General features: G+C 72.6%; 23 protein-coding genes. 13 read left to right on the forward strand and 10 right to left on the reverse strand.

Annotated elements, in window-relative coordinates; all coding sequences use genetic code 11:
- Nucleotides 1–98 precede the first annotated feature (98 nt).
- Nucleotides 99–482 carry a hypothetical protein gene (locus tag IE257_RS09115; RefSeq protein ID WP_189966577.1) on the forward strand — a complete coding sequence of 128 codons (384 nt, stop codon included), beginning with the start codon at nucleotides 99–101 and terminating at the stop codon, nucleotides 480–482.
- A gap of 80 nt (nucleotides 483–562) precedes the next feature.
- Here IE257_RS09115 and IE257_RS09120 read toward each other — a convergent pair whose 3' ends face one another.
- Complete coding sequence (locus tag IE257_RS09120) at nucleotides 563–1285, reverse strand: lysophospholipid acyltransferase family protein (protein ID WP_189966579.1); 723 nt, start codon at nucleotides 1283–1285, stop codon at nucleotides 563–565.
- A 234-nt stretch (nucleotides 1286–1519) separates the two neighbouring features.
- On the opposite strand from IE257_RS09120, the gene IE257_RS09125 reads away from it, so the two are divergent.
- The 6 genes from IE257_RS09125 to IE257_RS09150 all read left to right on the forward strand — a co-directional run bounded on the left by IE257_RS09125 (nucleotide 1520) and on the right by IE257_RS09150 (nucleotide 7971).
- On the forward strand, nucleotides 1520–1849 hold the full coding sequence (locus IE257_RS09125; protein ID WP_229920223.1) for a thioredoxin family protein: 330 nt from the start codon (nucleotides 1520–1522) through the stop codon (nucleotides 1847–1849).
- Between the two features lie 279 nt (nucleotides 1850–2128).
- A complete protein-coding gene (locus tag IE257_RS09130; protein WP_189966583.1) occupies nucleotides 2129–2716 on the forward strand; it encodes a flavin reductase family protein in 588 nt (195 codons plus the stop codon).
- Nucleotides 2717–2916: 200 nt separating this feature from the next.
- The gene (locus IE257_RS09135; protein WP_030012969.1) at nucleotides 2917–3702 is read left to right on the forward strand and encodes an electron transfer flavoprotein subunit beta/FixA family protein; all 786 of its coding nucleotides are present in this window, start codon (nucleotides 2917–2919) and stop codon (nucleotides 3700–3702) included.
- Between the two features lie 58 nt (nucleotides 3703–3760).
- Nucleotides 3761–4723: an electron transfer flavoprotein subunit alpha/FixB family protein gene (locus IE257_RS09140; protein WP_189966584.1), complete on the forward strand. Its 963-nt coding sequence runs from the start codon at nucleotides 3761–3763 to the stop codon at nucleotides 4721–4723.
- 249 nt (nucleotides 4724–4972) lie between these two features.
- Complete coding sequence (locus IE257_RS09145; protein WP_189966586.1) at nucleotides 4973–6490, forward strand: serine/threonine-protein kinase; 1518 nt, start codon at nucleotides 4973–4975, stop codon at nucleotides 6488–6490.
- A gap of 182 nt (nucleotides 6491–6672) precedes the next feature.
- Entirely contained in the window at nucleotides 6673–7971 is a 1299-nt protein-coding gene (locus IE257_RS09150; RefSeq protein WP_189966589.1) for a DUF6986 family protein, read from the forward strand.
- Between the two features lie 66 nt (nucleotides 7972–8037).
- Here the strand turns inward: IE257_RS09150 and IE257_RS09155 are convergent, their stop codons facing one another.
- Entirely contained in the window at nucleotides 8038–10311 is a 2274-nt protein-coding gene (locus tag IE257_RS09155; protein WP_189966591.1) for a P-loop NTPase family protein, read from the reverse strand.
- Between the two features lie 216 nt (nucleotides 10312–10527).
- On the reverse strand, nucleotides 10528–11514 hold the full coding sequence (locus IE257_RS09160) for a LacI family DNA-binding transcriptional regulator (RefSeq protein ID WP_229920262.1): 987 nt from the start codon (nucleotides 11512–11514) through the stop codon (nucleotides 10528–10530).
- A gap of 189 nt (nucleotides 11515–11703) precedes the next feature.
- On the opposite strand from IE257_RS09160, the gene IE257_RS09165 reads away from it, so the two are divergent.
- A complete protein-coding gene (locus IE257_RS09165; RefSeq protein ID WP_189966595.1) occupies nucleotides 11704–12741 on the forward strand; it encodes an NUDIX hydrolase in 1038 nt (345 codons plus the stop codon).
- A gap of 27 nt (nucleotides 12742–12768) precedes the next feature.
- Here the strand turns inward: IE257_RS09165 and IE257_RS09170 are convergent, their stop codons facing one another.
- Both IE257_RS09170 and IE257_RS09175 read right to left on the reverse strand, forming a co-directional pair.
- Entirely contained in the window at nucleotides 12769–13470 is a 702-nt protein-coding gene (locus IE257_RS09170) for an MBL fold metallo-hydrolase (protein WP_189966597.1), read from the reverse strand.
- 117 nt (nucleotides 13471–13587) lie between these two features.
- Nucleotides 13588–14952 (reverse strand): dipeptidase, encoded by a 1365-nt coding sequence (locus IE257_RS09175; RefSeq protein WP_189966599.1) that lies wholly within the window; start codon nucleotides 14950–14952, stop codon nucleotides 13588–13590.
- A 352-nt stretch (nucleotides 14953–15304) separates the two neighbouring features.
- Here IE257_RS09175 and IE257_RS09180 point away from each other — a divergent pair, with 352 nt between their 5' ends.
- Nucleotides 15305–16504, forward strand: coding sequence for a geranylgeranyl reductase family protein (locus IE257_RS09180; protein WP_189967312.1), 1200 nt, complete (start codon nucleotides 15305–15307; stop codon nucleotides 16502–16504).
- A gap of 141 nt (nucleotides 16505–16645) precedes the next feature.
- On the opposite strand, the gene IE257_RS09185 is transcribed toward IE257_RS09180, so the two are convergent.
- Nucleotides 16646–17104, reverse strand: coding sequence for a nitroreductase/quinone reductase family protein (locus tag IE257_RS09185; protein ID WP_189966601.1), 459 nt, complete (start codon nucleotides 17102–17104; stop codon nucleotides 16646–16648).
- 156 nt (nucleotides 17105–17260) lie between these two features.
- On the opposite strand from IE257_RS09185, the gene IE257_RS09190 reads away from it, so the two are divergent.
- On the forward strand, nucleotides 17261–17959 hold the full coding sequence (locus tag IE257_RS09190; RefSeq protein ID WP_189966603.1) for a TetR/AcrR family transcriptional regulator: 699 nt from the start codon (nucleotides 17261–17263) through the stop codon (nucleotides 17957–17959).
- 190 nt (nucleotides 17960–18149) lie between these two features.
- Nucleotides 18150–19094, forward strand: coding sequence for a spherulation-specific family 4 protein (locus tag IE257_RS09195; protein WP_189966605.1), 945 nt, complete (start codon nucleotides 18150–18152; stop codon nucleotides 19092–19094).
- Between the two features lie 84 nt (nucleotides 19095–19178).
- Here the strand turns inward: IE257_RS09195 and IE257_RS09200 are convergent, their stop codons facing one another.
- The 4 genes from IE257_RS09200 to IE257_RS09215 form a co-directional block, all read right to left on the reverse strand.
- On the reverse strand, nucleotides 19179–19652 hold the full coding sequence (locus IE257_RS09200; protein ID WP_189966607.1) for a carboxymuconolactone decarboxylase family protein: 474 nt from the start codon (nucleotides 19650–19652) through the stop codon (nucleotides 19179–19181).
- Nucleotides 19653–19778: 126 nt separating this feature from the next.
- On the reverse strand, nucleotides 19779–20279 hold the full coding sequence (locus IE257_RS09205; protein WP_372453054.1) for a hypothetical protein: 501 nt from the start codon (nucleotides 20277–20279) through the stop codon (nucleotides 19779–19781).
- 67 nt (nucleotides 20280–20346) lie between these two features.
- Nucleotides 20347–20598 carry a DUF6332 family protein gene (locus IE257_RS09210; RefSeq protein ID WP_189966609.1) on the reverse strand — a complete coding sequence of 84 codons (252 nt, stop codon included), beginning with the start codon at nucleotides 20596–20598 and terminating at the stop codon, nucleotides 20347–20349.
- A 206-nt stretch (nucleotides 20599–20804) separates the two neighbouring features.
- A complete protein-coding gene (locus IE257_RS09215; protein ID WP_189966611.1) occupies nucleotides 20805–21548 on the reverse strand; it encodes a maleylpyruvate isomerase family mycothiol-dependent enzyme in 744 nt (247 codons plus the stop codon).
- Between the two features lie 39 nt (nucleotides 21549–21587).
- On the opposite strand from IE257_RS09215, the gene IE257_RS09220 reads away from it, so the two are divergent.
- Both IE257_RS09220 and IE257_RS09225 read left to right on the forward strand, forming a co-directional pair.
- Nucleotides 21588–22247 carry an alpha-ketoglutarate-dependent dioxygenase AlkB family protein gene (locus IE257_RS09220; RefSeq protein ID WP_189966613.1) on the forward strand — a complete coding sequence of 220 codons (660 nt, stop codon included), beginning with the start codon at nucleotides 21588–21590 and terminating at the stop codon, nucleotides 22245–22247.
- Between the two features lie 43 nt (nucleotides 22248–22290).
- The gene (locus tag IE257_RS09225) at nucleotides 22291–23559 is read left to right on the forward strand and encodes an ROK family protein (RefSeq protein ID WP_229920224.1); all 1269 of its coding nucleotides are present in this window, start codon (nucleotides 22291–22293) and stop codon (nucleotides 23557–23559) included.
- The last annotated feature ends 103 nt before the right edge of the window (nucleotides 23560–23662 follow it).

Raw genomic sequence — 23662 nt, forward strand, 5'->3', positions numbered from 1 at the left:
CGATCCGTCAAGCCCCGAGATGCAGGGGCGTGACGCGTCGCGCGGGGCGGGGCGTACTGGAGGGACCGTTCCGTCCTTCCACCACGAGGAGAAGCGCCATGACCCGCCCCTTCCGGACCCGACGCATCACTCTGTTCGCCGTCTCGACCGCGATAGCCGCGGGAGGCGTGCTCATCCCCACGACCGCCTTCGCCGCCACCCCGGCGACGCCCCACACGGTCGTGGCGGACGTCACCGACGATGGGGTGCGCGTCCCGGACGGTGGGCAGCAGTGGCAGTGTTTCGCCGCCCCGTGCGACCCGCCCGGCGGCGCCGCCGACAAGGGGGACCACGACAGGTGGGGCCACGACAAGCGGGACCATGACAAGTGGGACCGTCCCGGCAAGTGGGGCGAGCACCCGCCCGGCAGGATCCGGGACGGGAAGCCGCAGTGGGTGTGCGTCGTCGCTCCGTGCGAGCCCCCCGGCGGTGCCCGGCACTGAGCGCCGAGTACCCGGAGGCTGCGACCTCGGCCTACCGGACCCCGACAGGGTCCGGGAGGCCTACGTCATGAGCGGAGGGATCAGCCGGCCTCGCGGACCTCGGCCGCCGTCGGCGCGGTGCCGCCCAGGTGGGCCGGCAGCCACCACGAGTCGTCGGCGCCCTTCGGCTTGTCCGGGTAGGCGCGCTGCGCGGCGTCCAGCAGCTCCTGCACGCGCTCGCGCAGCCGGCGGGTGATCGCGCCGGCGTACTGGTCGGCCGGGGCCTCCACGGGCTCGCCCACGCGCATCGTCACCGGGACGTGGCTGCGCTTGAGGTTCTTCGGGCGGCCCTTGGTCCACAGCCGCTGGGTGCCCCACAGCGCCACCGGGATCAGCGGGACCCCGGCCTCCTGCGCCATGCGCGCCGCACCCGACTTGAAGCTCTTGAGCGTGAAGGACTGGGAGATCGTCGCCTCCGGGAAGACGCCGATGATCTCGCCGGCCCGCAGCGAGTCCAGGGCGTGCTGGTAGGCGGACTCACCCTGTGTGCGGTCGACGGGGATGTGCTTCATCGCGCGCATCAGCGGACCGGACACCTTGTGCCGGAACACCGACTCCTTCGCCATGAAACGGACCAGGCGCTTCTGCGGCCGCGCCGTCAGGCCGGCGAAGATGAAGTCGAGGTATCCGATGTGGTTCGACACCAGGACCGCACCGCCCTTGCGGGGGATGTTCTCGGTGCCCTTCATGTCGATACGGATGTCCAGCGCGCGGAAGAGTCCGTGCGCGGCGCCGATCACGGGAGGGTAGACGAGCTCAGCCATGGTGGGGAGACCCCGCTTTCTGCCTGGGGAGGTGCTCCCGGCCGGAAGTTACGGAAGCGTAGGTACGCGACCATGGGGATCGTGCCCCATACGCGGGCCGCTGGCCAGTCCAGAAGACCCTACCCGGCGAGATTCTCGTCACGCCGGGAATGTCGCGGGCCTTCGGGGTGCTGCGATCCACGGACGAGCGTACGAGGACGACGTACGCACACGAATACGGCGACGGGAGCGCGGGTGCTCGGGCAGGAAGAGGCGCGGACCCGGCTGGGCGCGGCCGAACTGGGCGCGGAACCGGGCGCGCGGGCCAGCCTGGTGCAGTTCTCCAGCGCGTTCTGCCAGCCCTGCCGGGCCACGCGGCGGATCCTCGCCGAGGTCGCGGCGATGGTCGACGGGGTGGCGCACATCGAGATCGACGCCGAGGAGCGGCTCGACCTGGTGCGGACCCTCGGGATCGAGAAGACCCCGACGGTGCTGGTCCTGGACGCGGCGGGCCGGATCGTGCGGAGGGCGGCCGGGATGCCGCGCAAGGTGGACGTGATCGCCGCCCTCGGGGCCGCCGTATGACGGGCGGCCCGGCCGGGAGGCGGACCCGGGGAGCGGGGCCGGGAGCGCCGGTGCGCACGCCCGCACGCAGCGTGACGCGCCTGACATCTGCCCGATCCCGCTTGACTGTGTCCACGGGAGATCGCCAGGCTGGCGGCATGCGGTATGAACTCCTGCTCTATGGACGGGTCCATGTGGACCTCGTCCGCCACGCGAGCGCGCGCTGTTGGGATCACTGAAAGCCCAGGCCCCCGATCCCCGACAGTGCCCGCGTGTTCCGCGGCAGAAGGCAGAACCCTGATGACTGCTCCCACAGTCCCTACCGTCCCGACGTTCTCCAAGGCTCCGTCCCCCCGCGCCCACCTCTCCGGCGCGGGCGCAGGCGCGGGTGCGGGCACCGAAACAGCCCGTCCCGGCTCGCCCGACCTACTGCGGTCGGTCTTCCGGCAGCACGCGGCCGGGGTCGCCGTGATCACCGCCCAGGACGGCGGCCGCCCGGTGGGTTTCACCGCCACCTCGCTCAACTCCGTGTCCGCCGACCCGCCGCTGCTGTCCTTCACGATCGGCACCGGGGCCTCCACCTGGCCCGCGGTGCGCGACAGCGAGTACCTCGGTGTCCACATACTCGGCGAGCACCAACGGGAGCTCGCAGGGCTGTTCGCCCGGAGCGGGGCCGACCGCTTCGGCTCGTCGACCGGCTGGGCCGCCGGCCCGCACGGGGTGCCGGTACTGGACGGCGTACTGGCGTGGCTCGTCTGCCGGGTGGTCGCGCGCGTGCCCGCCGGCGAGCATCGTGTGATCATCGCTGAGGCGGTCGTGGGGGATCCCGCCGGGGAAGGCCGCCCCCTGCTCTACCACCAGGGGCGCTTCAACGCGTTGCGCGACTGAATCGTCCCTGCTCGGCCGGGTCGGACGGCGTTGGGCAGATCACAGCTCGGCAGCCTTGCGACTTGGTGGGACCCACGATGTACTGACGAGTAACATTCCCATCGGAGCGCGGGCCGCCCCGACCGGGATCCGCCCGACAAGGCGCCTATGCTGCCTGCATAAGGCGGTACCAGAAAAGACGATGCGGTAGGAGAGCCGGCGTGAGCCTGAGGATCGTTGTCTGTGTGAAGTACGTGCCCGACGCCACGGGCGACCGGCAGTTCACCGAGGACTTGACCGTCAACCGTGACGACGTCGACGGCCTGCTGTCGGAACTCGACGAGTACGCCGTCGAGCAGGCGCTGCAGATCGCCGACGAGGCCGACGATGCCGAGATCACCGTCCTGACGGTGGGCCCCGAGGACGCCAAGGACGCGCTGCGCAAGGCGCTGTCGATGGGTGCCGACAAGGCCATCCACGTCGAGGACGACGACCTGCACGGCAGCGATGTCATGGGCACGTCGCTGGTGCTCGCCAAGGCGATCGAGAAGGCCGGCTACGACCTGGTCATCACGGGTATGGCGTCGACCGACGGCACCATGGGTGTGCTGCCGGCGATCCTGGCCGAGCGCCTGGGCGTCCCGCAGGTCACCCTGCTTTCCGAGGTCAAGGTCGAGGACGGCACCGTGACCGGCCGCCGTGACGGCGACACCGCGAGCGAGCAGCTGGAGGCCTCCCTCCCCGCGCTCGTCTCGGTGACGGACCAGTCGGGCGAGGCCCGCTACCCGTCCTTCAAGGGCATCATGGCCGCCAAGAAGAAGCCGGTGGAGTCCTGGGACCTGTCCGACCTGGACCTGGAGTCCGACGAGGTCGGCCTCGAGGGCTCCTGGACCGCGGTCGACTCCGCGGCGCAGCGCCCGGCCCGTACCGCCGGCACGATCGTCAAGGACGAGGGCGAGGGCGGCAAGCAGCTGGCCGAGTTCCTGGCCGGCCAGAAGTTCATCTAAGAACCTCGGCCACCCCTCTCAGACCCCAGACACTTCGCAATCGCAGGAGAGCAGTCCCATGGCTGAAGTTCTCGTCTACGTCGACCACGTGGACGGCGCCGTCCGCAAGCCCACCCTCGAGCTGCTGACGCTGGCCCGCCGCATCGGCGAGCCCGTCGCCGTCGCCCTGGGCGCCGGTGCCGACGCCACCGCCGCCGTGCTCGCCGAGCACGGTGCGGTCAAGGTGCTCACCGCCGACGCCCCCGAGTTCACCGAGTACCTCGTCGTACCGAAGGTGGACGCGCTCCAGGCCGCCTACGAGGCCGTCTCCCCGGCCGCCGTGCTCGTCCCGTCCTCCGCCGAGGGCAAGGAGATCGCCGCGCGCCTGGCCGTCCGCATCGGCTCGGGCATCATCACCGACGCCATCGACCTGGAGGCGGGTGACGAGGGTCCGGTCGCGACGCAGTCCGCCTTCGCCGCGTCGTTCACCACCAAGTCCCGCGTCTCCAAGGGCACTCCGGTCATCACCGTGAAGCCGAACTCGGCCCCGGTCGAGGCCGCTCCGGCCGCCGGCGCCGTCGAGGCGCTCGCCGTCACCTTCGGCGCCCTGGCCACCGGCACCAAGGTCACCGCTCGCACCCCGCGCGAGTCGACCGGCCGCCCCGAGCTGACCGAGGCCGCGATCGTGGTCTCCGGCGGCCGCGGCGTCAACGGTGCCGAGAACTTCCACATCATCGAGGAGCTCGCGGACTCCCTCGGTGCGGCCGTCGGCGCCTCGCGCGCCGCCGTCGACGCCGGCTGGTACCCGCACTCCAACCAGGTCGGCCAGACCGGCAAGTCGGTCTCCCCGCAGCTGTACATCGCCTCCGGCATCTCGGGCGCGATCCAGCACCGGGCCGGCATGCAGACCTCGAAGACCATCGTGGCCATCAACAAGGACGCCGAGGCCCCGATCTTCGACCTGGTCGACTACGGCGTGGTCGGCGACCTCTTCGCGGTCGTCCCGCAGCTGACCGGCGAGATCAAGGCGCGCAAGGGCTAGTCGCCCCGACCCCGGGACGGCGACCAGACGCGTACCGGGTGCACGAACGAGTGAGGGCCTTCCGGGGCCGGTGCGGACGGCGACGTCCTCACCGGACCCGGGAGGCCCTCGTCGTGTGCGGCCCCCGTCCGGTGCGGCGCGTCGTCCCCGGGGCCGGCCGCTCCTCGAACCCCTCTCGTGCTGTTGCGGGAGGGGCGTAGGCTGCGCTCAGCCCGGGGAGGGCACGAGAACGGGGAAGGAGTTCTTCCGATGCGGGGCGCGTTACTGGAGGGGCGATACCGGCTGGAGCGCAGGCTCGGGGCGGGTGGCATGGGCGAGGTGTGGCAGGCCCGGGACCTGCGACTCGACCGGGAGGTCGCGGTCAAGGTGATCTCCAGGGGCGTGGCCGGTGACCACCTCCTCGAGGAGCGGTTCCGTAAGGAGGCCCGCATGGCCGCAGGCCTGACCCACCCTCGGATCGTGACCGTTCACGACCACGGCGAGGTCGAGGTCAACGGCAGCCCGGTGCTCTTCCTCGTGATGGAGCTGGTGCGGGGGCGGCCCCTGACCGCCGTGCTGCACGACCACCGCTCGGGCGCGGACCCGGGCACCGTGGTCCGGTGGGCGGTTCAGATCTGCGAGGGCCTGGCCGCCGCACATCGGGCCGGTGTGGTGCACCGGGACATCAAGCCGGCCAACATCATGGTCCACGGGCCCGCCGAGGCCGACGTCACCATCTGCGACTTCGGTATCGCCCGCCTCGCCGAGGAGACCGGGACCGGTCTGACGGCCACCGGTGCGGCCATCGGTACGCCGACCTACATGTCCCCGGAACAGGCGCGCGGCGACCGTCGCATCGACGGCCGCAGCGATCTGTACTCCCTCGGCTGCATGCTGTACGAGCTGCTGTCCGGCAGGCCGCCGTTCACCGGCTCCGGGCTGTCGGTGCTCTCGCAGCACCTCACCAGTGAACCCGCTCCGATCAGGGACCTGCGGCCCGCGGTACCCGAGGAGCTGGAACGGCTGGTGCTGGAGCTGCTGGCCAAGGAGCCCGCGGCGCGACCGGCCGACGCGCAACAGGTGATCGACCGACTGCGCAAGGGCGCGGCGCGTGCCGGACTCCGTTCCGCGGCCGCGGCCGATCCGACGGCGGGACGCGAGAGCGCGACCGTCCTGGAGGCCGACGCGCTCGCGCCGGCACCCGACGTCCGCACCGGGTCCCGCCACCCGGTGCCGGCCTCGTCGGTACCCGGCACCCGGCCCCGTCTCCTGTGGGGCTCCCTGCTCGGTGCCGCCGGGGTGTACACCCAGCTCGTCGTACTGGGCGGATGGGGTTCGCTGGCCCTCGGAACGCTCGGTGCCGCACTGCTCGCCTGCGTCGTGGCGTTCCTCGTCTCCAGGAATTCCGCCGACGTGACCGAAGAGTCCGGCCGGGGGGCCGCCGCGACGCTCACGGCCGGTGTCCTCATCGGCGTCCTGCTGCTGTTCTGGCCGCCCGCCCCGTGGTGGGTGGGGTCGCTGGTCCTGATCCCGTCGGGGTTCGCGCTGCTGTTCCTGTCCCACTTCGTCCAGGGGCTGGTGGGCGCGGTGGCCCGGAGGGACCCCTGGGTGGCCTGGCTCGGCACCGAGGCCGGGCTGTTCAACGGGGTGGTGTTCGCCGGCATCCTGGCGGCCGACGGCCGGGCCGTCTTCGCGGCGGTGGGCTGGGGGCTGGCGATGTGGCCGGCCGCTGCCGTCGTCACGGCCCTCTGTGTTCCCCGCATGCGGGAGGCGAACGCCCCGGCCTGATCCGGTCCCGGCGCTGCTGACCTGCGTACTCTCGAATCCGGGGCCGTGTGGTGATTGTCACCGCGCGGCCCCGAGTCGTTTGTCCAGGAGGGCCGGGGGACCATTGACGGAGCGGAACCCCGTGACTAAATTCTGCCATGCGGATCTAAGCTTCCGTGAAGCGGAAAAGAGGAGAGTGCACGATGGGTCAGCAGGAGAAGGTGGCGACGAGCCTCGCAGGCGCGGTCAGCGAGGGCATCAGCGCTTCCCTCGCGCCGGTGGACGCGGAGCTCGCGCGCCACTACCCGGGCGACCCCGGCACCCGGCAGCCCATCCACACCGTCTACGTCCCCGGTGACGTCTTCGCCGCGGACACCGTCCGCTCCTGGGGCGACCAGGCCCTCGCGGCCCTCGACGAGCACGCCCCGGACGCCGCCACCTTCGCCAAGGTGCTCGGCATCTCCGACGAGCTGGCCGTACCCGTCTACGACCGGGTGCGCGCCAAGCTGGCGAGCGAGCCGATCGAGGACCTCCGCGTCGACTTCGAGGACGGCTTCGGCGTCCGCTCCGACGAGGAGGAGGACCAGGCCGCGGCCCGCGCCGCCCGGCTGATCTCCGAGGCGTACTCCAACGGCACCAATGCCCCCTACATGGGCATCCGCATGAAGTGCATGGAGTCCAACGTCCGCGACCGCGGCATCCGCACCACGGACATCTTCCTCTCCGGCCTGCTCGCGCACGGAGGCCTGCCGGAGAACCTGGTCCTGACCCTCCCCAAGGTCACCTACGCCGAGCAGGTCACCGCCTTCGTCAAGCTGCTGGAAGCCTTCGAGACCGCCCGCGGCCTGCGACCGGGCCGCATCGGCTTCGAGATCCAGATCGAGACGAGCCAGTCGATCCTGGCCTCCGACGGCACCGCGACCGTCGCCCGGATGATCGAGGCCTCCCAGGGCCGCGCCACCGGCCTGCACTACGGCACCTTCGACTACAGCGCCTGCGTCGGCGTGTCCGCCGCGTACCAGTCGAGCGACCACCCCGCCGCGGACCACGCGAAGGCGATCATGCAGGTCGCGGCCGCCGGCACCGGCGTACGCGTCTCCGACGGCTCGACCAACGTGCTGCCGATCGGCACCACCGAGCACGTCCACGAGGCCTGGAAGCTCCACTACGGCCTGACCCGCCGCGCCCTGGCCCGTGCCTACTACCAGGGCTGGGACATGCACCCGGCACACCTGCCGACCCGCTACGCGGCCGTCTTCACCTTCTACCGCGAGGGCCTGGAGACCGCCGCCGCGCGCCTGAAGGCGTACGTGGCCAAGATCGAGGGCGACGTGATGGACGAGCCGGCCACCGCCAAGGCCCTGGCCGGCTACCTGGTCCGCGGCCTCGACTGCGGCGCGGTCGGCGCCGACGAGGTCACCGCCCTCACCGGCCTGACCCGCGCGGAACTGGACGCCTTCGCGATCCCCCGCCGCTCGGCCACCCTGACGGCCACCAACTGACCACGGCCGACGGCCCACCGAGGCCCGTCCGGGGTTGCCCCGGACGGGCCTCGCGGTCTCTCGTCCTCAGTCGAGGACGAACCTGGTTTCGTCCGCCACTTCGGTCAGGATGTCCGCCACGGCCTTCAGGAAGCTGTTCTTGTCGGGGGAGGGTGCGACGGTCGGGACGGGGGCGCCGCGGCCGAACACATCGGCGTCGATGATGCGGGCCCGGGCGAAGGTCGACTTCGCTCCGCGCTGCCGGTAGGCGTCGAGCCACGCGTTCTGGACGTCGTCCTTGAGACACCGCTCGGTCAGCGTGTACAGCCTCCCGGTCACGGCGCTGGAAATCTCGTTGATCACCGCCCGTTGTTCCTCCTCGGTCGGCTCGCCCCCCTCCCAGCGGACCGGGCGCTGGAGCATGAGGAAGATCTGCACCTGGAGTTCCGTGCGCAGGTCGGCGACCGGCTTCAGGGAGTCGTACTCGTCGCTCCAGCCCTCGCCCAGCCTGCGCGCGAGCGCCTTCACCCGCGTCCAGTGCTGCTTGGGTGCGTCCGGGTTGTACTCCAGGCCCAGCAGACCGCGCCACCGGGCGTGGAAGCTGCGGGCGGCCTCGCTGACCGCGAGGGGGAGGGCCATGCGATCGAAGACCGGCCGGGCCGGGCCGGTGTCCGGTGCCGCCTCGTCGGTGGAGAGGTCAGCACTGAGGCGGCGCATGTGATCGGCTGTCCGCTTCCCCTCCTTCCCGCCGGCACTCAGCGACTTGTGCATTCCGCCGACGAAGTAGCAGTGCCGTTCGAGCCGGGTGCGGACAGCGCGCTCGCCGACGGGGCCGAGTTCCTTCCCCATGGCGTTCAGGACGTTCTCGACCGAGGCCAGGACGTGGCGCTCGCGGTCCGAGAAGCGCGGAAGGTTGTCGGCCTTCATATGGTCGAAGTGCGTGAAGAGGAAGTGCAGTTTCCCGGAGTTGCCCGACACCGCAACGGCCTTGAGCGCGGCGACCGGCGCCGCCTGCATGGGCGCGGTCGCGTTGTCGACGACGAGGATCGCGTCCACCTCGTCGATCCGCTTCGCCAGGTCCGTGGAGACGGAGGCCGCCGACTTCGGGGTGTGACCGAGGCCTTCGACGTCGATCAGGACGAGGCGGTCGCTCGCTTCGGCCCAGGTCGGCACGAACGGGCCGGCGACCCGGATCCCGTTCACCAGCGGTGTCAGCAACCGGCCGAAGAGGGGCGCGTAGTTGCTGGAGAACCGCATCACGGTCTTGAGGAACACGGCACGGTCCTCGGTCTCCAGCGTCCAGCTGAGCGGCCAGCCCTGCCGGGTACGACGCAGCTCGCCCTCCCCCAGCAGGGAGAACCTGAGCTCGATCTCGTGCAGCAGGCCGTCGACGACGGCGTGGAACTCCTCCAGCGAGCGAAGGTCGGTGTCGAGGGTCTCCTCCACGATCTCCTCGACGACGCGGGCGTCATCGTCCGTGGCCCGCAGCTCCTCGCGCGCCTCGACGGCGTACTTCTCGACCATGGAGCGCAGCCGGGGCACGGTCTGGACGAGCATGGCCACCGTGGCGGACGGGTCGATGACGTCCAGGTCGGCGAGGCCGAGCACGTCCTCGGCGGCGCCTTCCTTCTCCTCGTCGTCGTCCTCGTCCTCGTCGTCGAGGTCGTCGTCCGCCGGGAGCTCAGGCCGCCCCAGGACGTAGCTGAAGCGGAAACGCTGGTTCACGTGATCCACGAGACGCCGTAGGGCGTCCTCTTCGGACTTGCCCTGGAACAGGGCGAGTGCGGCGGCCGAGACGTTCTCCGCGAGGTGGTCCATGACTTCGTCGCGGCCGGCGAAGGTCACGGCAGCCCGGTACGGCCCGGCCTCGGTCAGAACGATCTCGGTGTCGGCCACGGTGGTCTTGGCGGTCGACGTGGACGGGAACCGTTCGGTCTCCGGGTCCGTGCCGAGCAGCTGCCGTACCACCGTCGTCTTGCCGGCGCCGGTCGTGCCGACCAGGAGGACGTGCTTGTAGCCCTCGGCGGCGCCGGGCAGCGCGAGGAGGTCGTCCCGGATCTTCCGGAAGTCGGTCCTGGCGGCCTCGAGGTCCTCGTAGAACACGTCCACGATGCGACCGTCGAAGAGCCCCGCGGCCTGTTGACGGGAGTGCGGATCCCAGAGGGACTGCGTGCGCAGGATTTCATTGAGCTGCTCGACCAGTACGTCCGCCTCGGCGTCCACCGACGTGCCCAGTCCGCGCCGCACCCGTCTGCCCGGCCGGCCCGTGGAGGGGTCCAGCCGCACCGGGTGGCGGAAGATGACGGACCACCCCTCACGCCCTTGGTTCCGGCTCTTCTGGGCGGTGTACTGCGGGCTCATCGGTGCCTCCGGTTGTTCCCCGTTGTTCCCGGGGTCGCGAGGCTGGCAGAGCCCTGGCGGAGCGTCAAATCCCTTGCCGGGCAAGGCGAACGGGTGATCGATCCGCGTACTCCGTCCCGGCCGGTCCGGCGCGGGTTGCCATGGTGCGAACGTGCTGCGTGCGTGTGGTGCGCGGCCGGTCCGTGCCCCGGAGGCGCCTCTCGCCGTGGCCGAATATCAGTTCGCAGGGGGGATCTCGCCCGAGCCGCGGGGGATCAGGCGGGTCGGGAGTTCGATGCGCGACGGGGTCAGGTCGGCTCCCGCGAGGCGCTGGAAGAGGCGGTCCGTGGCCACCCTGCCCAGGGCCGCCGGGTCCTGGGCGACCACCGTCACGCCGGGGCGGAGCAGATCGGCCAGCTCGAAGTCGTCGAAGCCGACCAGCGCCACCGGCCGCTCGTGCGCCGCGAGGATCCGCACGACGGTGACCGTCACCCGGTTGTTCCCGGCGAAGACGGCGGTCACCGGCTCCGGGCCCGTGAGCATCGCCCGGGCCGCCGCGGCGACCCGTTCGGGGGTCGTGGATCCGAGGGAGACCCAGGATTCGGCCACCGGCAGACCCGCGTCCGCCATCGCCTCGCGGTAGCCGCGCAGCCGCTCCGCCACCGTGTGGATGTGTGGCTGGTCGCCGATGAAACCGATCCGGCGGTGCCCGCCCGCGATCAGGTGGGCCACCCCGCCCCGGGCACCGCCGAAGCTGTCCGAGAGGACGACGTCGGCCTCGATCCGGCCCGCCGGGCGGTCCACGAACACCGTGGACACGCCGGCCCGCATCTCCGGCTCCAGATAGCGGTGGTCGTCCCCGGCCGGGATCACGATCAGCCCGTCCACCCGGCGGGCGCACAGCGCGAGCGCCAACTCCCGCTCCCGGTCCGGGTCCTCGGCGCTGGAGCCGTTGATGAGCAGCGCCCCGTGCGCGCGGGCCACCTCCTCCACCGCCCGGTTCAGCGGGCCGTAGAAGGGGTCGGCGAGATCCTCCAGGACCAGGCCAACGGTGGCGGTGCGGCCCTTGCGCAGCACGCGGGCGCTGTCGTTGCGGCGGAAACCGAGGGCCTCGATGGCCTCCTGCACCCGTCTCTCGGTCTCGGGGGTGACCCCGGGCTCGCCGTTGACCACGCGCGACACCGTTTTCAGGCCGACGCCCGCCTGGGACGCCACGTCCTTCATGGTCGGCCGGTTGCCGTAGCGGGGCTCGGACGGGTGGCGGTTGTGGGGCACGGTGGCAAATCCTCCGGGGCTCACGAGCAGGGCTGTGACCTTGAGGATAAGCACTCGGCCGATAGTGAGGTTTCCGTGGCAGGGTGGTGCGGGCAAGCCACTGGGGGCTCCGGACGAGCCATGGGGAGAGGGGTAGACGTGATTGTCTGGATCAACGGCACATTCAGCGCCGGAAAGACCAGCACGGCCCGCGAACTGACCGGAATCCTGCCGGACAGCACCCTGTTCGACCCGGAGTTCGTCGCAGACGCGCTGCGCGTGCTGCTGCCGCCCAAACGACTGGCCGAGGTGAGCGACTACCAGGACCTGCCGAGCTGGCGGCGGTTGGTCGTGGACACGGCCGCGGCGATGCTCGCCGAGCTGGGCGGGGTGCTCGTCGTACCGATGACCCTGCTGCGCCAGGAGTACCGGGACGAGATCTTCGGCGGGCTCGCAGCGCGGCGGATCGCGGTGCGCCATGTGCTGCTCGCTCCTGCGGAAACGATCCTGCGGGAGCGCATCGCCACCCGGAAGGAGCCCGGCGAGCCCGCGGAGGTGGACCTGCGGGTCCGGCAGTGGGCGTACGACCACATCCCCGTCTACCAGCAGGCCCTCGACTGGCTGACGGGCGACGCGCACGTCATCGACAACGGGGTGCTGACCCCGCGCGAGACCGCCGAGCGCATCGCCGAGGCCGTCCGCTCGGAGACGGCCCCGGTCTGCGACATCGTGCAGACCCCGGAGCCCACCCGCGAGACGGTGGCGGCCGGGGTGCTGCTCTTCGACGAGCAGGACCGGGTGCTGCTGGTGGATCCCACGTACAAGGCGGGCTGGGAGTTCCCGGGCGGCGTCGTCGAAGCGGGCGAGGCGCCCGCGTGCGCCGGCGTACGGGAGGTCGCGGAGGAACTGGGCGTCGTACTCGACCGGGTGCCCGGCCTGCTGGTGGTCGACTGGGAGCCGCCCCAGCCGCCCGGGTACGGCGGTCTGCGCCTGCTCTTCGACGGCGGCCGCCTCTCGGCGGAGGCGACGGCCCGGCTCCGGCTCCCCGGCCCGGAACTGCGGGCCTGGCGCTTCGTGACGGAGGCCGAGGCCGCCGGCCTGCTCCCGCAGCACCGCTACGAACGCCTGCGCTGGGCCCTGCGCGCCCGGGAACGCGGTCGCCCCCTCTACCTGGAGGCGGGCGTCCCGACCGGCTGATCGCCCCGCCCCACCGGGAGCCGGCCCTCAGCCGGAAGCGGCCGCCTCGTGCGCCGCCTTCGCGAGGGCCTCCGCCGTGTTCTCCGTCAGGGAGGCACCGTGGCCGAAGCACGCGATCGACGGGGCGAGGGCGGCCAGGCGCCGGAAGGCGGTGATCGCCCGGACGCGGTCGACGTTGAAGACGCCCAGCATCACCGGGCCGACGGCCGCCACGCAGTCGCCGGCGAACAGCACGCCGTGGCGCGGGAGGTGGATACCGATGCTGCCGTCCGTGTGGCCCGGGGCGTGCACGACGTACGCCCCGTCCCCGAAGCCCAGCGCGTCCCCGTCCTCCAGCTCGCGGTCGACCCGGGTGGGCGGTGCCTCCGGCACGGTCAGGCCCTGCTCGTACAGCGGAACCTCCCAGTCCAGCAGCACCGGCTCGGACACGGGCAGCTCGCCCCGGATCACCGGCGCGTCCAGGCGGTGCGCCAGGACCTGCGCGCCCCAGCGGGCGGCGAGTTCGGCGGCCGCGCCGACGTGGTCGCGGTGGCAGTGGGTGAGGACGATCCGCTCCAGCCGCTCGGGCGCCGCCCCGAGGGAACGTATCGCCCGTTCGATCTCGGCGGCGGACCCGGCATGGCCCGCGTCGATCAGTGTGAGGGCTGGCCCGTCCTGCCAGAGGTAGGCCTGGCCGATGGGGAAGCGGAGCATGTGGAGCCGGTTCGGGAGTACTTCGACGAGATCCATACGGTCAACGTACGGACGGCCGGGCCGCGCGCGCCGCCGGGTTCACCGGGAGCGCAGTACGCCCAGGGCGCACTGCGCCCTGGGCGTACACGATGCGGGCCGCCACCCTCGCGGGGGTCAGGCGCGCTTGGACTCCGCGTAGTTGACGAGGAAGAGGGCCTCCGCCACCGACAGGCGCTCCAGCTCCTGCGGCGACACGCTCTCGTTGACCGCGTGGATCTGCGCCTCCGGCTCGCTCAGACCGATCAGCAGCATCTCCGCCTCCGGGTAGAGGGACGTCAGCGTGTTGCACAGCGGGATCGACCCGCCCATGCCGCTGATCTGCATCTCCTGGCCGGGGTAGGCGGCCTCCAGGGCCGTGCGCATCGACGCGTACGCCGGGCTGTCGGTGTCCGCCTGGAACGGCTGGCCCTGGCCCACGACCTCGAGTTCGAGGCGCGCCTGCCACGGGGTATGTGCCTCCAGGTGGGCCTGCAGCAGCTTGATCGCCTCGGCGGTGTCCACACCCGGCGGCACCCGCAGGCTGATCAGCGCGCCGGCGCTCGCGTGCACCGACGGCGTCGCTCCGACCACCGGCGGGCAGTCGATGCCGAGCACCGTGACCGCCGGACGGGCCCACAGCCGGTCGGCGATCGTGCCCTCACCGATGAGCCCGACACCGTCCAGGACCTTCGCGTCGGCGCGGAAGTCCGCCTCCGGGTACTGGAGCCCCTCCCACACCGCGTCCGAGGCCAGCCCGTCCACGGTCGTCGAACCGTCCGCCGCGCGCAGTGAGTCGAGTACGCGGATCAGCGCGGCCAGCGCATCGGGCGCGGCGCCGCCGAACATGCCCGAGTGCAGGTTGCCGCCCAGCGTGTCGATCTTCACCTTGAGCAGGCACATGCCGCGCAGGGTGGCCGTCACCGTCGGCAGGCCGAGCCGGAAGTTCCCCGCGTCACCGATGACGATGGTGTCGGCGGTCAGCAGCTGCGGGTGCGCCTCGGCGTACTGCTGGAGGCCGCCGGTGCCCTGCTCCTCCGAGCCCTCGACGATCACCTTGACGCTCACCGGGACGCCGCCGTTGGCCTTCAGCGCGCGCAGCGCCAGCAGGTGCATGATGAACCCGCCCTTGCAGTCGGCCGAGCCGCGCCCGTACCAGCGGCCGTCGCGCTCGGTCAGCTCGAAGGCGGGGGAGATCCAGGCGGCGTCGTCGAGCGGCGGCTGGACGTCGTAGTGCGCGTAGAGCAGTACGGTCGGCGCGCCCTCGGGGCCGGGCAGGAAGCCGTAGACCGACTGCGTGCCGTCGGGGGTGTCGAGCAGCGCCACGTCCTGGAAACCCTCGACGCGCAGGGCGTCGGCCACCCAGTTGGCGGCGGCCTCGCTCTCGCTCTTGGGGAACTGCGCCCAGTCCGCCACCGACTGGAAGGCCACCAGCTCGGTCAGCTCCTGCTTGGCGCGGGGCATCAGCGAGGCGATGGTCTCGGCGATCGGATTCTGGGACATGGGCACGCTCCTTTTGGGTGCGACGTTGTTCTCCGTGTACGCCGCCCGCATCCGCGGGGTGTGCGTATGCCGGGCGTGGCGAAAGACAGCCTTGATCCTCGCACAGCGGGTCGGGGCGGTGTATCGCCGTAGGATTTCCCCGGCATCGGAGCAACCGGGTGATCAGGAGCAGCAACACATCGTGAGCAGCGACGACGACGTACGCGACGCAGGTGCAGACGCGGGTGCAGACGCAGGCGTGGAGGCAGGCGTGGACGCAGAGGCGGACGCAGACGCGGACGCAGGTGTGGGCACGGGCACGGGGCAGGACGCGCAGGGGGCGGGCGACGAGGTGGCCGGGGAGACCGGCGAAGTGTGGGACGTGGTCGTGGTCGGAGCCGGACCGGCCGGGTCCTCGGCCGCATACGCGGCGGCGACGGCAGGGCGGCGCGTCCTGCTGCTGGAGAAGGCCGAACTGCCCCGCTACAAGACCTGCGGCGGCGGCATCATCGGCCCCTCGCGCGACGCCCTGCCCCCGGGCTTCGTGCTGCCCCTCAAGGACCGCATTCACGCGGTCACCTTTTCGATGGACGGGAAGCTGACCCGCACCCGGCGCTCGAAGCACATGCTCTTCGGGCTCATCAACCGCCCGGAGTTCGACGCCGGCCTGGTCGCCGAGGCGGAGAAGGCCGGCGCGACCGTCCGCACGGGTACGGCCGTGACCCGCGTCGAACAGCACGGGGCGGCCGTGCCCGACCGGCGCACCGTCGCCGTGGTGCTCGCCGACGGGGAGACCGTGCTGGCCCGCGCGGTGGTCGGCGCCGACGGCAGCGCGAGCCGGATCGGCGCACACGTCGGGGTGGAGATGGACCAGGTGGACCTCGGCCTGGAGGCGGAGATCCCCGTTCCCGAGACGGTCGCGGAGGACTGGAAGGGACGGGTCCTGATCGACTGGGGTCCGCTGCCCGGCAGTTACGGCTGGGTCTTCCCCAAGGGGGACACGCTCACCGTCGGGGTCATCTCGGCCAAGGGCGAGGGCGCGGCGACCAAGCGCTACCTGGACGACTTCATTGCCCGGCTGGGGCTCGCCGGCTTCGAGCCGGCCGTCTCCTCCGGGCACCTGACCCGCTGCCGCAAGCCCGATTCGCCGCTCTCGCGCGGCCGGGTGCTGGTGGCGGGCGACGCGGCCGGACTGCTGGAGCCGTGGACCCGGGAGGGCATCTCCTTCGCGCTGCGCTCGGGGCGGCTGGCGGGGGAGTGGGCGGTGAAGGTGTCCGAGGCGCAGGACGCCGTGGACGCGCGCCGCCAGGCGCTCAACTACGCCTTCGCGGTGAAGGCCGGGGTGGGCGTGGAGATGGGGGTCGGCAAGCGGATGCTGACCCTCTTCGAGGCCCGGCCGCGGATGCTGCACGCGGTGATCACCGGCTTCGGTCCGGCGTGGCGGGCGTTCGCCCGGATCACGCGGGGCTCGACGACGCTGGCGGACCTGGTACGGACGAACCCGCTGGCCCGCAGGGCGCTGCACATCCTGGACGCCAGGCAGGCGGCGGCCCGCGACGGCGGGCGGAGCTAGGCGGTCTCCTTCGGATCGTCCCGGGCCCGCGGCGAACGGCCGCGGGCCCGGCTGCCATGGCCGCTCGGTCGGCCAGGTCGGCCCGGTCGCCCGGTCGCCCCGGTCGGCCCGGTCGACCGGTGGTCGCCGGAAGACCCGGGGTCAGCGGGAGACCGCGATCCGGAAGACCGGGTGGTCGCCGGCGGCCGCCCGGAGCTCGGCGTCGGAGGACCTGGCCGTGACCCCCTGGAAGAACCGGTTGACCTCCCAGCCCCACTTCTCCAGGTAGGCGCGCAGGATCCGGGCCTTCTGCTCGGGGTCGGTGATCTCGGTGACCGTGAACGCGCGCACCTTGCGCCCCACGCGCAGCTCGCCGCCGCCCGCCACGCGCATGTTGCGCACCCACTGGGAGTGGCCGCGGGCCGAGACCAGGTACTGGGCGCCCTCGAAGGTGTGCGGGTTGACCGGGATCCGCTGCATCTCACCGGACTTGCGGCCGCGGACCGACAGCTCGGCGGTGCCCGCCAGGCTGATGCCGAAGCGGGCCAGCTTGCCGAAGAGCGCGTTGAAGCGGGTCGCGAAGGGGCTGGCCTGGACGTAGTACGGGGTGGGCGCGTTCATGGTGACCTCCAGGCCGCCTTCTGCACTGAGAGAGCGCTGCTCTCGTTTGAGATGAGTGTGCACGGATCGGTGCGCCAAAGCAAGAGCACTGCTCTCGAAACAGAGCGGTAGTCCACTTCCCGGGCAGTGCTCCGATCGCGTGGCAGACTGGCCCGCATGAACACCGTGCGAGGGGCCAGGGAGCGGGCCCGCATCGAGGTCACCGCCGCCATCAAGGACGAAGCGCGCCGCATGCTCGCCGCCGAGGGCGCCGCCAAGCTCTCCCTGCGTGCCGTCGCCCGCGAGCTGGGCATGGTGTCCTCCGCCCTCTACCGGTACTTCCCCAGTCGGGACGACCTGCTGACCGCCCTCATCATCGACGCGTACGACAGCGTCGGCGCGGCGGCCGAGGAGGCCGACGCCCACGCCCGCGCCGCCGGGGCCTCGCCCCGCGCCCGTTGGACCGCGGTCTGCGAGGCCGTCCGTGCCTGGGCGCTGGAGCACCCGCACGAGTACGCCCTCATCTACGGGTCCCCGGTTCCCGGCTACATCGCCCCCATCGACACCGTGGGTCCCGCCTCCCGCGTCGGCAACGCCTTCATCGGCATCCTCCGCGCCGCCTACGAGGGCCCCGGTCTCGCCCTCCCGCCGCTGCCGCCCGCCCTGCGCGCCGAGGCCGACCGGATGACCGCCGACTTCGCCGAGGGTCTGCCCCCGGCGGTCACGGCGGCCCTGGTCGCCGCCTGGGCCCAGTTGGTCGGACTGGTCTCCGCCGAGTTGTTCGGCCAGTTCAACCGGGTCGTCGAGGACCGCGCCGCCTTCTTCGCGCACGCCGCCGACCAACTGGCGCACGGGGTCGGACTGCCCGCGGTATGACGGCAGTGCGCCGGCCATCTGCGGACCGGACGGGGGTGCCGATCCTCCGGGGGATCCGGAAGATTCACATGATGAGGCGACGGCTCGCTCTTCTGTTCCTCATACGAATGCGGGCCGTTCAGCCTTGAACGACGGGCCGCCCGTCTAGTGTTCCTCGGGTCGCCCCCTCGCCGCCGCCGGAGGAACGTTCATGCCCCGCGCCGTGAAGGCCTTGTACGCCGCCCTGGTCACCGCCTTACTGGTCGCGTCGGCGCCGGCCATCATCGCCGCGGCGCGTGACGCGCCCCCGGCGGCCGCCCCGGAGCCCACCCCGCCGCCGACCCCCCGGCTGCCGGGCGTACGGGGCCTGGAGATCGGCGTCCCCGCGTACGTCTGGGCGAACGACCCCATGCTGACCGACCTCACCGCCACGGCCCCGGCGCCCTCGGTGGTCGTGCTGAACCCGGGGAACGGCGACTCCCCGTTCGACGGCCCCTGGCGGTCCCGCGCCGACGCGCTGCGCGCCCGCACCACCTCCACCGGTGAGAAGACCCGGGTGCTGGGCTACGTCCACACCGACCACGGCAACCGCGACATCGCCGCGGCCAAGGCCTCCGTCGACAACTACCTCAAGACCCCCGACGGCCGCCTCCACGTCGACGGCATCTTCTTCGACGTCGTCAGCCGCGACTGCGGCCCCGCCAACACCACCCGCGACTACTACGCGGAGCTGCGCCGCTATGTCCAGGAGCTCATGGACGACATCGACCCGGCCGCCCCCGACCTCGTCGTGAACAACCCCGGCACCGCCATAGCCGACTGCTACCTGGAGCCGGGCCACCGCACCGCGGACATCTTCGTCACGTTCGAGGACACCTACGCCGCGTACACCGGCAGCGGCTGGCTCGGAGGCAACGTCTTCGACCACCTCTCCGGCTACCGCGCCGGCACCGAACTCGACCCGAGCGGTACCGCGTTCTGGCACCTGGTGCACGACGTCCCCGATGCCGGAGCGATGCGCGCCACCCTGCGCACGGCCTTCGGCCGCGGCGCGGGTTACGCGTACGCGACCAGCACGGTCATGCCCAACCCCTGGAACGCGGGCCCGACATGGAAGTACCGCACCCAGACCACGTACGCGGCCACCCTCGGCTGAGGCGCAGGCGCAGGCGCAGGCGCAGGCGCAGGTGCAGGCGCAGGCCGAGGCCCGAGCCCGAGCCCGAGCTGAGGTCGGGTCCGGTCAACCGAACTGCCCCGGCCGGTAGTTCCCCGCGGGCTGCCGGACGATCACGTTCATCCGGTTGAAGGTGTTGATGAGGGCGATCAGGGACACCAGCGCGCCGAGCTGCTCCTCGTCGTAGTGCACGGCGGCGTTCGCCCAGGCCTCGTCCGTGACCCCGCCCGCCGCGTCCGCGATGCGGGTGCCCTGCTCCGTCAGTTCCAGCGCGGCACGCTCGGCATCGGTGAAGACCGTGGCCTCCCGCCACCCGGCGACCAGGTGGAGGCGCACCGAGGACTCCCCGGCGGCCTCGGCGTCCTTGGTGTGCATGTCGATGCAGAAGCCGCACCCGTTGATCTGGCTCGCGCGGATCTTGACCAGTTCCTGGGTCGTGGGCGGCAGCGTCGAGCCGGCGAGCCCGTGGTTCGCCGAGACGAGGTGCTTCAGGAACCTGCCTGCGGTCGCGTTGCCGAAGGTGTCCAGTCGTGCGGTCATGGTCCGCTCCTCCGTCGTTGTCGGTGGTTACACAGACAGGACAGAACGGCGCGGCCGGATGTGACAGGAGCGGGTGTGACCCGCATCCGCACTGTGGGCCCCCGGTCCCGGGGGTCCGGGTCCGGGTCAGCGGTAGTCGTCGGGGTGACCCTGCATCCACGTGTTGATCCCGTCGCGGGTGTCGATCAGCAGGGCCTTGTGCTTCTCCAGGTTCGGGGTGCTGCGGTCGCCGCCCAGTTCCTTGTCGAGCTTCGCGATCAGGGCGATCGGCTCGGGGAAGTGGCCCGGACCCTTCGGGTCGGCCTTCATCGCGCGGTCCATGCGGTGGAGCTCTGTGTCGAGCCGGCCGAGGACGTAGGCGCAGTTGCCCGGCGTGCAGGAGTCGTCGAGCGTCGCCTGGAGCCCCGCGAAGGCGTCCCGGACCAGTTCGGGCCGGGCGTCGGGGAGCGTCGGCGCACCGGTCGGCGAGGGCCCCGACGGGCTCGGATCCGACGGGCCCAGCGCGCCGCGGTCCGCCGGGGCGGACGCGGCGGGCGGCGCAGCCGGCTCCGCGTCGCAGGAAACCGCGAACCCCGCAAGCGCCAGCGCGAGGGCCGTCGCGCCGCGCACCGTGGAACCGAACAACATCATCCACCCCTGTGATCGCCAAGGATCGACCCTACGCCGTGGCGGCCGTTCCTCGCCATGCTCATGGTCACCTGCCGTCGTTCTCCGGGCGCCGGGCGAACCCGAGCAGCACGTGGACGACCCGGAGCAGGAACACCACCGCTGCCAGGACACCGCCCGCCACGGCCAGGATCCGCCCCGTCGACGGGGACAGGGAGAACGCGAGCACGGGCCCGTACACCGCGCCGAAGGCGAGGGCGGCCGCGAAACAGGCGCTGACGAAGGCGTAGCCGATCTCGATGGTGATCGCGTCCCGGTCCGCCTGCGTACGTCGCTCCATGCGTGCAGTGTCACAGCGCGCACTGTCCGTCACAAGAGCCCTGCCGCACCCGCCCGCACCCGGACCTGCCTGCCTCCGGAGCTGCCCGCCCGCACCCGCACCTGCCCGCCCGCCCCCGCACCTGCCCGCCCCCGCCCCCGCACCTGCCCGCACCCGGACCCGCCCGCACCGGCACCCGGACCCGCCCAGGCCGGTCCCCGCCCCGATCAGATTCCGGCCGTCTCCGTCCACAGCCGCGCCAGCGCCTGGTCGCCGGTCACCCCCGGACCGGCCAGCGGAACCCGGTTCCACAGGGCCTCGTACAGCCAGGCCGCCTCGCCGGTCAGCTCGCAGTCCGCCGGCTCGCCCGTGTCGCCCTGCACCGTACGGGCCGGCGCCGCCGACAGGTGGACGGTCCACACCGCGCCCGTGTCGGCGGCCCGCACCCGCACCACCTTCGGCTCGGGGGTCCGCACCCGGCTCCGCGGCCGGGCGTGGAAGCCGGTCAGCAGCTCGTCCACCCCGTCCTCCGCGAACTCCGGCTCCACCGGAGAGAACACCACGCCGAGCGCGGACTCCGCGTCCATCCGGTGCACCGCGGTCTCATGGGCCTGTCGCCGGGCCCAGAACGCCACCGGCGAGGGCGGGGCCGTCGGAAGGAAGGTCCAGCACTGCACGTCGGCCGGGGCCTCGGTCAGGGTGCGCACCAGGTCGGCGTGGCCCTCCCGGAACCATTCCAGCAGTTCGCCGTCGACCAGTTCGGGCGCGTCCGGGAAGCCCACCGGCTCCAGCCGCCGCTCCGCGACGTACGCGGTCGCCCAGCGGTGCACCGAGCCGGTGTGCCGCAACAGATCGGTGACGCGCCAGCCCGGACAGGTGGGAACAGCGGCGTCCGTACCGGCGCGTTCGGCGACCTCGGCGAGCAGTTCGCCTTCGCGCGCGAGTGCCTTCACAAGTTCGGTGATCTCCATACCGTGAGTCTTATCAGCCGGCCCGCGACAATGGAGAGCATGGACGGGGAACTCTTCCCGCGCGAGCGGGCCGTGATCGCCCCCGGCGCCGTGCACGTGCCCGACTGGCTCGGGGCCGCCCGGCAGCGCGAGTTGCTGGCGGCCTGCCGCGCGTGGGCTCGCCCGCCCGCCGGCCTGCGCACCGTACGCACCCCGGGCGGTGGGGTGATGACCGCCCGCCAGGTGTGCCTCGGACTGCACTGGTACGCGTACGGGTACGCGCGCACCGCAGTCGACGGCGACGGGGAGCCGGTCAAGCCGATGCCGCCGTGGCTCGCCGAACTCGGGCGGGAGGCGGTGGCCGCCGCTTACGGCGCCCCGCCGGAGCCCGGACCGGATACGGCCTACGACATCGCGCTGATCAACTTCTACGACGGCGACTCCCGCATGGGCATGCACCGCGATGCCGAGGAGCGGTCCACCGCGCCGGTGGTCTCGCTCAGTCTCGGCGACACCTGCGTGTTCCGCTTCGGGAACACGGCCTCGCGCGGACGTCCGTACCAAGACGTAGAGCTGTGCAGCGGCGACCTCTTCGTCTTCGGGGGGCCGAGCCGGCCGGCCTACCACGGCGTACCGAAGGTCCTGCCGGGCACGGGCCCGCGCGAGCTCGGGCTGACCGGCCGGTTGAACATCACACTCCGGGTGGGCGGGCTGGGCTGAAGGGCGGCGTCCGGCGTGCCCCGATCATGCGAGGATCGATGCCATGAACGGCAACGGGGCCCCGCCGCGGGTGGGGGATGTGACCACGACATCCGCGTCCGGTGCGGCTGCGCGGACCAGGCTGGAGCGGGGGCGCGGAGCGCTCGGGCCGGCGCTGGAGCTCGTGCACACCGGCCGGGCCCCGACCCGCGCGGTCCTGACGGCCGAGCTCGGGGTCACCCGCGCCACCGCCGGAGCGGTCGCCGCGGAGCTGGAGGCGCTCGGTCTGATCCGCGTCGATTCCCGCCCCGGCGGTGCCGGAGGGACCGGAGGTGCCCAGGGCCGGCCCTCGCACCGGCTCTCGGTGGCCGAGGACGGCCCGGTGGCGCTGGCCGCCCAGGTGCACTCGGACGGCTTCCGCGCCGCCCTGGTCGGCCTCGGCGGCCGGATCGTGGCCACCGCTCCCGGCAAGGTCACCGTCTCCGCCGACCCGGCACAGGTGCTCGGCGCGGTGGTGGAGGCGGGCGCGGCGCTGCTCGAACAGAGCGGCCGCCTCTGCGTCGGCGCGGGGCTCGCGGTCCCCTCGGCGGTCGCCGAACCGGACGGTACGGCGCTGAACCCGCTGCACCTGGCATGGCCGGCCGGCTCCCCGGTACGGGCGATCTTCGCCGAGTGCGTGAAGGCGGCCGGGATCGACGGTCCTGCCCTCACCGGCAACGACGTCAACCTCGCGGCCCTGGCCGAGCACCGGCACGGCGCGGGGCGCAGCGCCCAGCACCTGCTGTGCGTGGCCACCGGACACCGCGGGGTCGGCGGCGCGCTGGTGCTGGACGGCCGCCTGCACAGCGGGAGTTCGGGCCTGGCGCTGGAGGTCGGCCACCTCACCGTGAACCCCGAGGGGCGGGCCTGCCATTGCGGCAGCCGGGGCTGCCTGGACGTGGAGGCCGACCCGCTGGCCTTCCTCACCGCGGCGGGCCGCAGCCCCGGCCCCGAGGTGTCGCTGCTCCAGCAGGCCCGTGACCTGCTGCGCGACGAACCCGCGGAACCGGCGGTACGGGCGGCCACTCAGGAGCTGATCGACCGGCTCGGCCTCGGCCTCGCGGGCCTCGTGAACATCCTCAACCCGGACCGGATCATCCTGGGCGGGCTGCACCGGGAGCTGCTGCACGCCGATCCGGAGCGGCTGCGCGCGGTGGTCGCGGACCGCAGCCTGTGGGGGCGCAGCGGCGGGGTGCCCATCCTGCCGTGCACCCTCGACCACAACAGCCTGGTCGGTGCGGCGGAGCTGGCGTGGCAGCCGGTGCTCGACGACCCGCTGGGAGCCCTGGCCTAGACCGCCTCGTCCGGAACCGGCCGGACCGGACGGGTCGGACCAGACCGCACCACCGGACCGCACCGCACCGCACCGCACCGGAGCGGATCGCACCGGAGCGGAT

Origin of the sequence: Streptomyces avidinii (assembly GCF_014650695.1) — a bacterium.
GTDB classification, from domain to species: Bacteria; Actinomycetota; Actinomycetes; order Streptomycetales; family Streptomycetaceae; genus Streptomyces; species Streptomyces avidinii.